The sequence below is a fragment of the Actinopolyspora lacussalsi genome (genome assembly GCA_030803735.1).
In the GTDB taxonomy this organism is placed as follows: Bacteria; Actinomycetota; Actinomycetes; order Mycobacteriales; family Pseudonocardiaceae; genus Actinopolyspora; species Actinopolyspora lacussalsi.
The window spans coordinates 1,900,091-1,914,114 of record JAURUC010000001.1; the positions used below are offsets into that span (position 1 = coordinate 1,900,091).

A 14,024-nucleotide genomic window follows, 5' to 3' on the forward strand; every position below is an offset into this window, starting at 1 on the left:
AACCGGCGGGACGTCCGGGCTCAACCCGCTGGAGCTCCGGTGAGGGGCAGCATGGGAAGAGACGGGGCGGGAAGCGCCGTGACCAACCAGGCCGGCAGCAGCATCGCCGGTCCGTGCGGTATCCGCCACCGCAGGGTCAGGGCCGCGGCCAACAGGGTCAGCGACGCCGCGGCGAGCATCACGGCGGGCACGGCCAACGGATCCACCGCACCCAGCGGAAGACCGAGCACGCAGGCGAGTTTCACGTCGCCGGGACCGAGCATCGCGGGCCGGACCAGCCGCACCAGCGCGTAACAACCACCGAAGAGCAACGATCCCACCAGACCGCACCACAGTGCCGCACAACGCTGGGCCACCACTGACCAGTGGCACAGCACCGCCAGCAGTGGAACGAGAGCGGCGAACGTCAACCGGTCCGGCAACCGGGCAGCGATCAAGTCGCAGGTGGCGAGCACGACACCGAACCAACCGACCAACATCGGAACCGGCAACCACCGGAGGTCGAGGCCGCCGTAGCACACGGCGGGGGCCAGCGAAGCCCACAGAACCGCCAGCGCCGCCCGGCACGGCAACACCCCGGTCGGTGTCGTGCCTCCCAGCGCCCGGGCGGCGAGACGAGCGCACTCCGCGCCGCAGGACCACCCCAGTGGGAAGAGCACTCCGACCGCCAGGAAAACCGGTAGCGGAGTGGCGAGCGAATCGTCGAACACATCAGCAGCGTCGGGGCCTTCTCCCCGACGCGCACGCGAGTACGACGATGTCACCGGCGTGTCGGGAACCGCGACCGCCGAATCGGCCGCGACTCCCGACTCACGAACGGCGACAGCGTGCGGAGTACATCACGAGTCGACGGTGAACAGCGGGTCTCCGTGATTGACCCGCACGTCGTCGGCCATGTCCGACAACGCGTCCTGCCCGGTCTGGAGTGCCACCACGGGACACACCGAGGAGTAGCCCTGCTGTTCGACCTCGGTGGGGTTCCAGGTCACGACCGGGCTGCCTGCCGTGACACGTTCCCCCTTGGCCACGTGCAACGTGAAGCCCGCACCTTCTAGCTTGACGGTGTCGATCCCCAGGTGCACCAGCACGGCCTTGTCGTCGTCGATGGAAATGACGAAGGCGTGCGGGTGCAGAGTCGCCAGGATGCCTTCCACCGGCGCCACGGCCTGCGACTCTCCACCGCTCGGTTTGACCGCCACGCCGGAGCCGACCATCGACTGGGAGAAAACGGGGTCCGGTACCTCGCTTATCGGGGCCACCAGCCCCGTCACCGGACTGAGCACTTGAACACTCACAACAAATCCTCGATATCGCTCGCGATGGTGTCCGCCTCCGGCCCCACCACGACTTGGACAACCGTGCCCTGCTGCATAACGCCGTGCGCACCCGCCTTCTTCAACGCGGGCTCGTCGACCTTGGCGCCGTCCTCCAGCTCACAACGCAGTCGCGTAATGCACGGCTCGATCTCGACGACGTTGCCCTGACCGCCCAGCGCGGCCAGGATCGCCGAAGCCTTGTCATCAGCCACCGAAATCCTCCACTCTCGATCACTCGCACATCGAGTGTCCCCACACAGCTAACCACGTCGCCCCGGGCACGTCCGATGTCGAACCGGCAACGAATCGGCCACCCGCTTGACACCTGTTCACCCGGAAGCGCAAGGTTCCCTCCAACTGGTTTAGACCTTACCGTACCAACAGTCTGGCGAAGGTACGAGTGATTCGGCGGACAGTAAGCGACAGGTGATCCCACCCCCCGACCGGGAACACCGGGTCGAACTGGCCGCGACGTGTCGAAACCGTTCCAACGCACCGGTGTATCCAGGAGGTACTCGATGAGCACCAGCCCGTCCTCGGGCGGCAGCAAGACTTTCGCGCAGCTACAGCGGCTGGGCAAAAGCCTGATGCTCCCCATCGCAGTGCTGCCGGCGGCGGCACTGCTGCTCCGGCTCGGACAGGATGACCTGATCGGCGCCATCCCCGGGCTGACCGAAGTCGGCAGCGTCATCAGCTCCGCGGGCGGGGCGTTGTTCGACAACCTGCCGCTGCTGTTCGCGATCGGCGTGGCGATCGGGTTCGCGCGAAAGGCCGACGGCTCCACCGCCCTCGCGGGCGCGGTGGGCTATCTGGTCCTGGCCGGGGTGCTGTACCAGATGACCGGCACCGAGGGCGACACCGTCTACAACAAGGGGCCCTACGGGGTGCTCGGCGGTATCATCGCCGGTCTGGTGGCCGCCACGCTGTGGCAGCGCTTCCACCGGATCAAGCTGCCCTCGTACCTGGGCTTCTTCGGCGGACGTCGGTTCGTCCCGATCATCACCTCGGTGGTCATGCTGGTCATCGGCGTGGTGCTGGGCTTCGTCTTTCCCTACTTCGACCAGGCACTGACGGCGTTCAGTGACGCGGTGACCGGCAGTGTCGTCGCGGGCGGCGGGATCTACGGCGTGGTCAACCGACTGCTGCTGCCGATCGGCCTGCACCACATCCCGAACGCCATCCTGTGGTTCAGCACCGGCGAGTACCAGGGCGCCCAGGGCGACATCAACCGGTTCTTCGAGGGTGACCCCAGCGCGGGAACCTTCATGACCGGGTTCTTCCCCATCTTCATGTTCGCGCTGCCCGCCGCCGCGCTGGCGATCTACCACTCGGCCAAGCCCTCCCAGCGCAAGCTGGTCGGCGGTATCATGTTCTCCACGGGGCTGACCGCTTTCCTGACCGGTGTCACCGAGCCGTTGGAGTTCTCGTTCATCTTCGTGGCCTGGCCACTGCTGATCGTGCACGCGGTTCTGACCGGGAGCTCGCTGGCGCTGGTCAACGCGTTGGACATCCACCACGGTTTCGGATTCTCGGCGGGGGCCATCGACTACCTGCTCAACTTCGGAATCGCGCAGAAGGCACTGTGGTTGATCCCGATCGGGCTGGTCTACGCCGTCATCTACTACTTCCTGTTCCGGATCATCATCACGAAGATGAAGCTGCCCACGCCGGGCAGGGAGGACGACGCGGAAACCGAGCAGTCCGAGACCGAAACCGCTTCGGCGACAACGGCGAGCACGGGGTCCGCGGAAACCGGTGATTCCACCACCAGCGGGAGCAAGACCTGATTCTCGACGACTCACGAGGATCGGTAGGCAACGACGAGAACGGACGAGGAGATGCCTGAACGACACGTCACCGTCGCGAGCAAGGTCGGTCTGCACGCACGGCCCGCGGCCATGCTGGCCAAGGAAGCGGCCGCGCAGTCGGTGAAGATCACCATCCGCAAGCAGGAGACGGACCCGGTGGAGGCCGCCAGCGTCCTGGGGTTGATGACCCTGGGAGCCGCGTACGGCGACGAAGTCGTGCTCGCCGCCGATGGCGAGGGAGCCGACGACGCGCTGGATAGGATCGCCGAGCTCGTCAACAGTGAGATGGACGGCTCCTGATGGAAACTGTAGTGGCCCGGTCTCGTCAGTGGGTCGCTTGGCGGAACCTCTGGCACGGCTCTCGCTGCGGGTGCCCTGACATCGGGTAGTCACTACACAACGTCGGGGCCGTCCTCGCGAGAGCCGCACCGGAGAACCCGCGGCGGTGCAGGTTGCGAGAACGGTCGGAGTTCGCCCCGCGAGGGTGGTCGGGGTTCACCTTCGACGAAGCGGCCCGGCGATTTCGTGGGAAATCGACAGCGTCGGAAATCCGAAGATCCGCACATGCAACTGTGGGCCGCCCCCGGGGAGTACGGGGGCCGGCCCACTCTCGTGCGAAGCACCATGGAACCAGGGCGGTTCACAGTCCGCACGTCCACCGCGACGAACCACCCGCTCACAGCAGCGGGAGCGGCACCCTCCCGCCGGTGGCCTCGGACAGCGCGTCCCGCATCGCCGCTCGCGGAGCCCGTTTCCCCGTGAACGACTCGACCTGGCCGAACGACTGGTGCAACAGCATGTCGAGCCCGGTCGCCAGTCGACCGCCCGCCGCGTGCACTGCCCCGGCCAGCGGCGTGGGCCAGGGATGGTAAACCACGTCCAGCACGCGGCCCGCCGCCGCCAGCTCCCGAACGTGGTCATCCACCGCTCCGGCAGGCAGGGTGGACACCACCACATCGGCCTCGGCGGCGGCTTTCGCCAGATCCAGCGAACCCAGCGCCCGGCCCTCGGCCCGCACACCGATGCGCTCGGCCGTGGCCAGCGCCGAACCGGCCCGGGCGGGATCGCGTACCGCCAGGGTCGCGGTACGCACCCCCAACTCGGCGAACGCGGCGATCACGGCCAGGGCGGTGCCACCGGCACCCAGCACCAGCCCGGTGCGCTCCCCCGCGTCCGCCGCACCGTGGAATCCGCAGGCCGCACGCAGCGCCCCGGTGATGCCGTCGACATCGGTGCAGTCCGCGTACCACGCACCGTCGGAACGCCGGACCAGCGTGTTGGCGGCACCGACGGCGGCGGCGCGCTCACTGGCCTCCGATGCCAGCTCCAGCGCCACCTGCTTGCCCGGCATGGTCACCGACAGTCCGCGCCAGCTGGGATCGAGCTCACCGACCAGATCCCGCAGCCCCTCGGCGTCCCGTTCGATGCGCTGGTACGACCAGTCCCGCAGCCCCAGAGCCGCGTAAGCGGCTCCGTGCAGCACCGGGGAGAGCGAGTGCTCCACCGGTGAGCCCACCACTCCGGCTCGCACCGCACGGGACTCCACCGACTCGGCTGACTGAGCGGACATTCCCGGAAGCTCCCTTTCGAAACCGGACTCTCGTACGAACGTCGCGGACCCGCTCACGGGCGAACGTCACACACCGTTACTCTCGGCCTTGTCCTGGGCCTGTTTGTGCCCCTCGAACGTCTTGGAGAAGCACGAGGTGCCGTCCTTGCGGCATTTGACGAAGTACTTCCAGTCGCCCTCGGCGGGATTGGCCGCCGCTCTGACAGCCGCCGTGCTGGGCGCGGAGATCGGTGTGGGTGGCAGCCCGGTTCTGTTGTAGGTGTTGTACGGACCCTTCTCGGCCCTGTCCTCGTCGTCGGTGTAGAGCTGCGGGTCCTCGACAACGTAGTTGATCGTCGAATCGAGCTCGAGCCGCATGTCGATGGCCAACCGGTTCTCGATCACACGCGCCACCTTGCCGAAGTCCTCGGTGATGCCCTCGCTCTGCACCAGTGAGGCGATCCGCAGCAGTTCGTAGCGCGAGTGGCCGGATTCCGAGGCCAGATTCGACAGCCCCACGGCACGCAGCTTGTCGAAGGAGTCCGACAGCACCGAGCGCAGCACCTCGACGGGTCCGGCGGTGGGTTGGACGTGATAGATCCCCGGCAGCAGAAGTCCCTCGAGGCGTCGCCTGGGGTGAGGAACGTCCGAGACCGCGCCGGCGGCCCAGTCGGGGAGCCCGAGTTCGGCAGCCGGGGTCTCGGTGGCGGCCCGGGTCAGTTCCTCCTTGCTGATGCATCCCTGGGAGTTCCCCTCCCTGGCGCAGGTGGCCGCGGCCAGCCGGGCGAGGATACCCTTCTTGACCTTCCCGCCGGGAAGGTTGTGATCGGCGAGCTGCATGCCCCCGCGGATCTCCACCATGCCCGCTCTGGCCTTGTCGGAGACGATGCGTTCGACGGCCGCCTGACCGGACATCCGGGAACGCATCAGGTAGAAACCCGGCTGAATGCCCTTGATCTCACTGTTTCCCTCGGCGGCCTGGACGAAGGCGGCGGCTGAGGCCACCACGTCCCGCTCCGAGAGGGTGCCCGCGATGGCACTGGTGGTTTCACCGGGCTGGACCTCGATGACGACCTGTCCGTTACCGGTCCCCTCGTAGTCCTCGTAGCTGCCGAGCCGCAGCAACTGCAGCACGCCGTACCCGGCACCGCCGACGACGATCAGCAGTACGAGTATTCCGGAGAACGCCGTGACGATGCGTCGACGTCGTCGACGGTGCAGCCGTTCACGCTCCTCGGCACGGCCGCCACGTGGTGCGTCTCCAGCGTCATCGGTGAACAGACCGAGATCATCGTTCACGCCGGGGTCCTCTCATTCGCTCCGGCCGCGTGCGTCGAGCCAGGACTGCAGGATCTCGACCGCGGCGGCTTGATCCACCACGTCCCGTTGACGCCTACCACGAATCCCGCGATCGGACAGCACCTTGGTGGCCGTCACGGTGGTGAGTCGTTCGTCACTGAGCCGCACCGGAACATCGCCGGTCCTGGCATTGAGCGCGTCGGAATAGGAACGTGCCATGTCGGCCGCGGGGCCGTGCCTGCCCGCCAGGGTGACCGGCAGGCCGACCACTATCTCGACGACCTCGTACTCGCGCACCAACTCGGCCAGCTCGTCGAGATCGGACTTGCGGGACTTGTCCCGCTTGAGCGTGGTGAGCGGGCTGGCGAGGATGGGCGCCGGATCGCTGACCGCGACGCCCACCCGTGCCTGCCCCACGTCCACACAAATACGCCTGCCCGGGCCCGGGTCCTTCCGGTCACGGCCGGTGCCGCCCCGGTTCGGCTCGGTTTCGGAGCGTTCGGGGTTCACGCCCGTGCCACCACCTGCTCCAGCTCCTTGCGCAACGCTTCGATCGCGGTGTCGATGCCCGAGGGGTCGGTTCCCCCGCCCTGGGCCATCTCGGCCTTTCCGCCGCCCCGGCCGCCGATGTGCGCGGCGAAGGAGGGCACCAACTGGCCCGCTGCCACACCCCGGTCCTGGGCACCCGGACTGACCGCGACGACGAAACCGACCTTGGCGGTCTCCGGGTCGGTCGAGAACAGCGCCACGACCGAGGGGCGGGATCCCAGTTTACCGCGAACCTCGCCGGACAGGGCCCGCAACGAGTTGCCGTCCACGCCATCGGCGACCCGGACCGCCACCAGGCTGACACCGTCGATGTCGACAGCACCGCCCGCGAGTTCGCCCGCCGACTGCAGCACCTTGGCCACCCGCAGCTGCTTGAGTTCCTTCTCGGCATCCCGGAGCCGGGTGACCATGCTGTCGATGCGCTCGGGCAGGTCCTCTGCCTTGACCTTGAACCTGTCGGCGAGTTCGTTGACGAGCATGTGCTCCTTGTTGATGTAGCGCATCGCGTCCATACCCACCAGGGCCTCGACGCGGTGCACCCCGGAACCGACCGAGGAGTCGTTGACCAGTTTGACCACACCGAGCTGCCCGATGCTGCCCACGTGGGTACCGCCGCACAGCTCCCTGGAGTAGTCGCCCATGTCGATCACGCGGACCCGATCGCCGTACTTCTCACCGAACAGGGCGACGGCCCCGAGCTCCATGGCCCGGTCCATCGAGGTGTTGTAGGAGTTCACCTCGACATCCTGCTGCAGGTACTCGTTGACCTCCTCCTCGACACCACCGAGCACGTCGGAGGAGACGGCCGAGGGGGCGGTGAAGTCGAACCGCATCCGGCCCGGGGAGTTCAACGAACCGGCCTGCGCGGCACGCTTGCCGTAGGCGTTGCGCACGGCCGCGTGCACCAGGTGGGTGGCGGAGTGGGAACGGGCGATGGCGTGCCTGCGTTCCTCGTCGACACTGGCCTCCAGGCGGGTGTCGACCGCGACCTCACCGCCCAGCACCCTGGCACGGTGCACGGACAGGCCGGGCACCGCCTGCTGCACGTCGGTGATCTCCAGCTCCACACCGGGACCGACCAGCCTGCCGGTGTCGGCGATCTGGCCACCTCCCTCGGCGTAGAAGGGGGTCCGGTCGAGAACCAGTTCGACCCGACTTCCCTCACCCGCGACCGGCACCGGAGCACCGTCCCGCAACAGCCCGAGCACCCGGCTGGTGGACCGCAGATCGGTGTAGCCGATGAACTCGGTGGCACCGTGCTCATCGAGCAGGGTGCGGTAGGTGGAGAGGTCGCCGTGCGCGGTCTTGCGCGAGCGCGCGTCCTCCTTGGCGCGCTGCCGCTGCTGCTCCATGAGCTCGCGGAAACCCTGCTCGTCGACCGAGAGCCCGCGCTCGGCGGCCATCTCCAGCGTCAGGTCGATCGGAAAGCCGTAGGTGTCGTGCAGCTGGAACGCCTTCGAGCCCGGCAGCTGCGCGGCCCCCTTCTCCCGGGTCTGCTCCACCGCCGTGTCGAAGATCTTGGAACCGGCCGACAGGGTGCCGAGGAAGGCTTCCTCCTCGTTGCGGATCACCGAGTCGATGCGGTCGAAATCACTGGCGAGTTCCGGGTAGCCGGGCGACATGGCGTCCCGCACCACCTTGGTGAACTCTCCCAGCACGGGCTCGTGCACACCCAACAGCCGGGTGGAACGCACGACACGGCGCAGCAGTCGCCGCAGCACGTAACCCCGGGTCTCGTTGCTGGGGGTGACACCGTCGGAGACCAGCATCATGCCGGAACGCATGTGGTCGGCGATCACCCTGAACCGCACGTCGTCGGTGTGCTCGTCGCCGTAGCGCTTGCCCGAGAACTCCTCGGCCTTGGCGATCACGGGACGCACCAGGTCGGTCTCGTAGACGTTCTCCACGCCCTGCAGCAGGCAGGCGACCCGCTCGACACCCATACCGGTGTCGATGTTCTTGGTGGGAAGCTCGCCCAGGACCGGATAACCGTCCTTGGGACTCCCCTCCCCCCTGACGTCCTGCATGAACACCAGGTTCCATATCTCGATGTAGCGGTCCTCGTCGACGACGGGGCCGCCTTCCCTGCCGTACTCGGGACCACGGTCGTAGTAGATCTCCGAGCAGGGGCCACCGGGGCCGGGAACACCCATGTCCCAGTAGTTGTCGTGCGCGTCCCTGCGCTGGATCCGTTCCGGGGGCAGCCCGCTGATCCGCTGCCAGAGCCGCTCGGCCTCCGGATCGTGCTCGTAGACGGTCACCCAGATGCGGTCGGGGTCGAAGCCGAACCCGCCGGAGTCCCGCGAATTGGTCACCAGGCTCCAGGCGTGCTCGATGGCCCCCTCCTTGAAGTAGTCGCCGAAGGAGAAGTTGCCCGCCATCTGGAAGAAGGTGTTGTGCCTGGTGGTCTTGCCGACCTCGTCGATGTCGGCGGTCCGCACGCACTTCTGGATGCTCGTGGCACGCGGGTAGGGAGCGGGCGCGTCACCGAGGAAGTAGGGCTTGAACTGCACCATCCCGGCGTTGACGAACAACAGGTTGGGGTCGTCCAGGATCAGCGAGGCACTGGGAACGACGGTGTGCCCCCGACCACGGAAATGCTCGGTGAAACGGTTGTTTATCTCGTGGGTCTGCACGATGAAGTCCTTCTACGCGGATGCGGGCTACCGGCACGGAGCAGGCGGGACACCGGTCGGCGTGAGCGGAGACTCGCGACGAACGTCAGCGCCCCGCCCTGCGAGCTCGCCGTCCCTGTGAACCGGTCTCCTCGAGCGTCCCCGCCATCCGTGTCACCTGCCGGTTCCCATTGTCCGGCAGCGTAATGGTCCGCTGCTCACGGCCTCCGGTAACGATACCGGTGCGCTCGGCGACGTCCTCGTGGAGCTCGCGTTCGCGTTCGGTCATGCCCGCGCGCACGTCCGCTCCGAACGAGCCGACCGCTTCCGCCAGTTCTCGAACGGCGTCGCCCAGCTGATCGGCCACACCCGCCGGGGTGGCCTTCCGCGCGGTCCGATTGACCTTGCGGCTCAGCGCCACGCCCGCGGCGACACCGGCGCCGAGCCAGAACAGACGGCTCACTTACGACCCCCTTTGCGCCTGCGGGAATGCTTGCCCGCGGCCTGTTCGTCGCGCTTTCGGCGGGCGCGCAGGGCTTTGCTCACGCCGTAGGTGAAGGCGGCTGACTTCACCAGCGGACTTCCCAGTGTAGCGGTGAACAGCGAAGACAGCGCCGACACATTGCTGGAGACCGACTGGGCGTTGGCCGTGATGCCGTCGACACGTTCCAACTGCGTGTTCACATGGTCCAACGTCGTGTTCGCACCGGTGAACAGCGGGTCGGAATTCTCCTGCGCCTTGCGGATCGCGTTGGTCGCCTCGTCCAGGGTGCGGCCGAGCTTGACCAACGGGATCGCCAGCAGCACGACCAGCAGCACGAAAGCACCTGCTGCGATCAGCGCGGCGATCTCGGTGGGCGTCACGTGTCCTCCCGATTTCCAGCCGATTCGTGCGGCCACCGTGACGATCCCCTCGAAACGGCGGCGATGATCGCGGCCAGGCTATCGCGTCGCGGTCACCGGCTCGTGTGCGGCTTTGACAGACGTGGACGCGGCGCGGCACGGGTGGTCGGTGTGAAAGCGTGCGAGGCGCACGATAGATTGCTCTTCCGGCCAGGTTGGGCTCCGCCGGACGAGCACGAGGGGACGCGTCGAATGCGCAAGCGGGCCGTATCGGCCGCACTGAGGGCAGGGGTCAACAGCCGCACGCCGCTGCTGGTGACGCTGGTTTTCACGTTTCTGGTCAGCACACTGGTCGGAATCAGCGGCGGAATACAGACCGCGACGGCACGCGACGTCCTTCGTGCCGACGGCACACAGCGCATCGTGATCTCCTCGCTGGACAGCAAGGGCACGTTCGGCCCCCTCGACGACGAACGGATGGAGTTGATCCGCTCCGTTCCCGGGGTCGAGTACGCGGTCGCGGACTACCCCTCGGCGATCCGGACGCCGGTGGGAACCGGCATGCCACGACTCTCGCTGGCCACGCACTCCTGGGGAAGCTACGTCTCCCCTCCGATCACGGGAGGCTCGGTGGCCGAGGGTGTGCTCCCCGGCCAGGTGGTGCTACCCGCCCGGAGCCAGGGAGTGGACTTCACTCGTTACCTCGGACGCACGCTGAACTTCGGCTACAGCGACAAGATCCCGGCGCCCCCGGTCTCGGAGGCCGGAATCGAAGAGGTCGCGGACGACCCGCGCCCGCTCCGTACTGACTCGGCGGTCATCGAGCTCGAGGTGATCGCCACCTACGACCACCGGTGGCACGCGGACGGGCCGCAGACCGCCTACCTCGCGCCGGTGACCGCCGCACGGCTGGCCGCTGCGAACGAGGGCAAGACCGTTTCCCAGCTACGAGAGACCAGCAACGCCGAACGGGTCGGCGTGCTGGTCGACGAGTCGCACGAACCGAGGGCGGTGGCTTCCCGGCTACGCGAGATGGGGCTCGGCGCCTTCCGGATGCCGCTGCGGGAGCAGAAAATGATCGCCACAGTGCACACTTGGCGCTACATCGCGCTCGGTGGGCTGCTGGGTGGCGCGGCGCTGTTCGGGGTGTTCACCGCCAGGCGGAACGGCTCCCGAGAGCGGGTCGAGCACAGGACGACGACGGCAGCGGCCGTCGCACTCGCCGGGGCGGTCCCCGCGACCGCGTTGGGAATCCCGGGGGCCCTGGTGTTGCGTGCTCCGTTGGAGGAGTTCCTGGGGCTGCGGATCGACCACTGGATGCTGCTGCCGAGCCCGGTGTGGGTGCTGCTCGGAATACTGCTCCCCGCGCTCGCCGCCGCCGCGGGGGTGGTGGGCGAACGAGCGAGCGGACGGTTCCGCCGCGGTTGACGCGGAGCAAAGCCGTACCCGCCCGCAAGCCCGGCGCTTCCGGTTTCCCGTAACGACGGTGCCGGAAGCGACCGGTCAACCGTTGACCGGTGAAACCGGGCCACTACCGTCGAGCACACCGACCACGTTGCGGGCGGCCAACTCGGCCATCGCCGTACGCGTCTCGGCAGTGGCCGAGCCGAGGTGCGGCACCATCACCACGTTGTCCAGTTCGAGCAGCTCGGGCTCCACCGCCGGCTCGTTCTCGAACACGTCCAGTCCGGCTCCGCCGATAGTGCCGTCCCGGAGAGCGTGTGCCAGGGCACGTTCGTCGACCACGGCACCACGACTGGTGTTGAGCAGTACCGCCGAGGACTTCATGCCGGACAGGGCCGCACCGTCGATCAGGTGCCTGGTGGATTCGGTCAGCGGGCAGTGCAGCGACACCACGTCCGAGTCGCGCAGCAGCCGCGACAGCGGCAGAAAACTCGCGTCCAGCTCGCGCTCGACCTCGGACTCCACGCGATTCCGAGCGGTGTAGACGACATCCATGCCGAAGGCACGTGCTCTGCGTGCCACGGCACGGCCGATCTGGCCCATCCCGACGATTCCCAGCGTCTTGCCCTGCAAACCGCTGCCCAGCATGAAAGAGAAGTTCCACGCCCAGGGGGTACCCGAGCGGATCAACCGTTCCCCCTCCGCGAGCCTGCGGGTGGCCATCAGCAACAGCCCGAACGTCAGATCCGCCGTGGCATCGGTGAGCACCCCGGGCGTGTTGGTCAGCAGTACCCCACGTCGGTCCAGTGCGGACACATCGACGTTGTCGTAGCCCACCGCGACATTGGCGACCACGCGCAACGACGGCCCCGCCGCGTCGAGGACCTCGCCGTCGATCCGGTCGTGCAGCATGGTGACCACCGCCTCGGCACCGTGCACGGCCTCGTGCAGCTCCGCCGGGGTCATCGCTCGACTCTGACTGCAGAGCCGCACATCACCCACCGAGTCCAGCAGTCGCAACGCCGAATCGGGAATCGAGCGGGTGACCAGGATCCGAGAACTCACTCATCCGTCCCTTCCGAACCCGGCCGTGACGAGCGCCGGGTCGTCGACTCGTGGCCTGTCCGGCCGAATCGGCACATTACCCGAGAACAGCTCCGAAGCCGACGTTCCGGGACGACCGTGAACCACGACGGGAGGGGCCGGTGACTTCGTCCGGCACTACTGGTGATCCCCGCGAACGATGTTGCGCAGTTTCGGCAGCCGTTCCGCCAGTGTTCGTTCCTCACCACGCCCGTTGGGCTCGTAGTAGTTCCTGCCGACCAGCGAATCGGGCGGGTACTGCTGTTCGAGCACTCCTTCCGGGCGATCGTGCGGATAGCGGTACCCGATGGCGTTCCCCTGTCGCTCGGCACCCGCGTAGTGCCCGTCCCGCAGATGCGCGGGCACGGTTCCGGCCCTGCCGGCACGGACATCGGCCAGCGCGGCGTCGATGGCCGTGATCACGGCGTTGGACTTGGGGGCGGTGGCCAGATGCACCGTGGTCTGTGCCAGCGCCAACCTGCCCTCCGGCATTCCGATGAACTGCACCGCTTGGGCGGTCGCCACGGCGCTCTGCATCGCGGTGGGATCGGCCATGCCGACATCCTCGCTGGCGTGCACCACGAGCCTGCGTGCGATGAAACGTGGGTCCTCCCCCGCCTCGATCATTCTGGCCAGGTAGTGCAGCGCGGCGTCCACGTCCGAACCGCGGATGGATTTGATGAACGCGCTGGCGACATCGTAGTGCTGGTCACCGTCGCGGTCGTAGCGCACGGCCGCCTTGTCCACCGTCGCCTCGACGGTGGCGAGGTCGATGGTGGTGGAGCCGGTGGCGGCCGCCGCTTCGGAAGCGGCCTCCAGCGCCGTCAGCGCGCGGCGCGCGTCTCCCCCTGCCAGCGCCACCAGATGCTGCTCGGCCTCCTCCTCCAGGCGGAACTCGCCGTCCAGCCCGCGTTGTTCGGTCACGGCGCGCAGCACCAGCTGACGGACCTCTTGTTCACCGAGCGGTCGCAGCTGCAGCACCAGCGAACGCGAAAGCAACGGTGAGACCACGGAGAACGAGGGGTTCTCGGTGGTGGCGGCCACCAGCAGCACGGTCCGGTCCTCGACCGCGGAGAGCAGCGCATCCTGTTGTGTCTTGGAGAAACGGTGTACCTCGTCGATGAACAGCACGGTGGCCTCACCCGAGTGCCCGAGCCTGCGCCGTGCCTCCTCGATCACCCCGCGCACCTCTTTGACACCCGCCGAGAGCGCGGACAGCGCCACGAAACGACGTCCGGTGGCCTGTGAGACCAGTCCGGCCAGGGTGGTCTTGCCGGTACCGGGTGGCCCGTGCAGCAGCACCGAGGCGGGGGCCGCCCCCTCCACGAGACGGCGCAGCGGCGCTCCGGAGCCGAGGAGGTGATCCTGCCCGATGACTTCGTCGAGCGTCCGGGGACGCATCCGCACCGCCAACGGCGCGTTCTCGGCGAGTCGCTGTTCGGCGCGGTCCTCGGCATCAGCACCGAACAGGCCGCCGTCCAGCAGACCGCTGTGGAACGAACCGTTGTCGAACAGGCCATCAGTCACGCTACCGACGCTACCCGCGCCGTGTGGCACC

14 protein-coding genes are annotated in these 14,024 nt (G+C 67.9%); 3 read left to right on the forward strand and 11 right to left on the reverse strand.

The genetic code is table 11. The annotated features are described in order from the left end of the window. Positions 1-20: 20 nt before the first annotated feature. The 3 genes from J2S53_RS08315 to J2S53_RS08325 all read right to left on the reverse strand — a co-directional run bounded on the left by J2S53_RS08315 (position 21) and on the right by J2S53_RS08325 (position 1,528). A complete protein-coding gene (locus J2S53_RS08315; RefSeq protein ID WP_456240509.1) occupies positions 21-710 on the reverse strand; it encodes a prepilin peptidase in 690 nt (229 codons plus the stop codon). Between the two features lie 129 nt (positions 711-839). Continuing rightward, the gene (locus J2S53_RS08320) at positions 840-1,295 is read right to left on the reverse strand and encodes a PTS sugar transporter subunit IIA (protein WP_130467792.1); all 456 of its coding nucleotides are present in this window, start codon (positions 1,293-1,295) and stop codon (positions 840-842) included. Further along, positions 1,292-1,528 (reverse strand): glucose PTS transporter subunit EIIB, encoded by a 237-nt coding sequence (locus J2S53_RS08325; protein ID WP_092628458.1) that lies wholly within the window; start codon positions 1,526-1,528, stop codon positions 1,292-1,294. Before J2S53_RS08325 ends, J2S53_RS08320 begins: the two co-directional genes overlap by 4 nt. A 306-nt stretch (positions 1,529-1,834) precedes the next feature. Between J2S53_RS08325 and J2S53_RS08330 the strand changes: the two genes are divergently transcribed. Together J2S53_RS08330 and J2S53_RS08335 are read left to right on the forward strand one after the other, a co-directional pair. Further along, a complete protein-coding gene (locus J2S53_RS08330) occupies positions 1,835-3,103 on the forward strand; it encodes a PTS transporter subunit EIIC (RefSeq protein ID WP_456240510.1) in 1,269 nt (422 codons plus the stop codon). Between the two features lie 51 nt (positions 3,104-3,154). Next, positions 3,155-3,424, forward strand: coding sequence for an HPr family phosphocarrier protein (locus tag J2S53_RS08335; protein WP_456240511.1), 270 nt, complete (start codon positions 3,155-3,157; stop codon positions 3,422-3,424). Between the two features lie 376 nt (positions 3,425-3,800). Here the strand turns inward: J2S53_RS08335 and J2S53_RS08340 are convergent, their stop codons facing one another. From J2S53_RS08340 to J2S53_RS08365, 6 genes are all read right to left on the reverse strand, one after another. Next, a complete protein-coding gene (locus J2S53_RS08340; protein WP_456240512.1) occupies positions 3,801-4,694 on the reverse strand; it encodes a shikimate dehydrogenase in 894 nt (297 codons plus the stop codon). A 66-nt stretch (positions 4,695-4,760) separates the two neighbouring features. Continuing rightward, positions 4,761-5,972 carry an endolytic transglycosylase MltG gene (locus tag J2S53_RS08345; protein WP_456240513.1) on the reverse strand — a complete coding sequence of 404 codons (1,212 nt, stop codon included), beginning with the start codon at positions 5,970-5,972 and terminating at the stop codon, positions 4,761-4,763. Positions 5,973-5,984: 12 nt separating this feature from the next. Continuing rightward, on the reverse strand, positions 5,985-6,482 hold the full coding sequence (gene ruvX, locus J2S53_RS08350; RefSeq protein ID WP_456240514.1) for a Holliday junction resolvase RuvX: 498 nt from the start codon (positions 6,480-6,482) through the stop codon (positions 5,985-5,987). Next, a complete protein-coding gene (gene alaS, locus J2S53_RS08355) occupies positions 6,479-9,157 on the reverse strand; it encodes an alanine--tRNA ligase (RefSeq protein ID WP_456240515.1) in 2,679 nt (892 codons plus the stop codon). The genes ruvX and alaS overlap by 4 nt, the downstream gene beginning before the upstream one ends. An 85-nt stretch (positions 9,158-9,242) precedes the next feature. Then, complete coding sequence (locus J2S53_RS08360; RefSeq protein WP_092981444.1) at positions 9,243-9,599, reverse strand: hypothetical protein; 357 nt, start codon at positions 9,597-9,599, stop codon at positions 9,243-9,245. Further along, positions 9,596-10,000: a DUF948 domain-containing protein gene (locus tag J2S53_RS08365; RefSeq protein ID WP_092927392.1), complete on the reverse strand. Its 405-nt coding sequence runs from the start codon at positions 9,998-10,000 to the stop codon at positions 9,596-9,598. The genes J2S53_RS08360 and J2S53_RS08365 overlap by 4 nt, the downstream gene beginning before the upstream one ends. A gap of 231 nt (positions 10,001-10,231) precedes the next feature. Between J2S53_RS08365 and J2S53_RS08370 the strand changes: the two genes are divergently transcribed. After that, entirely contained in the window at positions 10,232-11,407 is a 1,176-nt protein-coding gene (locus J2S53_RS08370) for a hypothetical protein (RefSeq protein WP_456240516.1), read from the forward strand. A 75-nt stretch (positions 11,408-11,482) separates the two neighbouring features. On the opposite strand, the gene J2S53_RS08375 is transcribed toward J2S53_RS08370, so the two are convergent. Beyond that, positions 11,483-12,448 carry a 2-hydroxyacid dehydrogenase gene (locus J2S53_RS08375; protein ID WP_456240517.1) on the reverse strand — a complete coding sequence of 322 codons (966 nt, stop codon included), beginning with the start codon at positions 12,446-12,448 and terminating at the stop codon, positions 11,483-11,485. A gap of 156 nt (positions 12,449-12,604) precedes the next feature. Then, positions 12,605-13,993, reverse strand: coding sequence for a replication-associated recombination protein A (locus tag J2S53_RS08380; protein ID WP_130467800.1), 1,389 nt, complete (start codon positions 13,991-13,993; stop codon positions 12,605-12,607). Positions 13,994-14,024: the final 31 nt, after the last annotated feature.

Coding starts and splice junctions, on each gene's coding strand:
- J2S53_RS08335 (WP_456240511.1), top strand. CDS start 3,155: ATGCCTGAACGACACGTCACCGTCGCGAGCAAGGTCGGTCTGCACGCA.
- J2S53_RS08330 (WP_456240510.1), top strand. CDS start 1,835: ATGAGCACCAGCCCGTCCTCGGGCGGCAGCAAGACTTTCGCGCAGCTA.
- J2S53_RS08340 (WP_456240512.1), bottom strand. CDS start 4,694: ATGTCCGCTCAGTCAGCCGAGTCGGTGGAGTCCCGTGCGGTGCGAGCC.
- J2S53_RS08370 (WP_456240516.1), top strand. CDS start 10,232: ATGCGCAAGCGGGCCGTATCGGCCGCACTGAGGGCAGGGGTCAACAGC.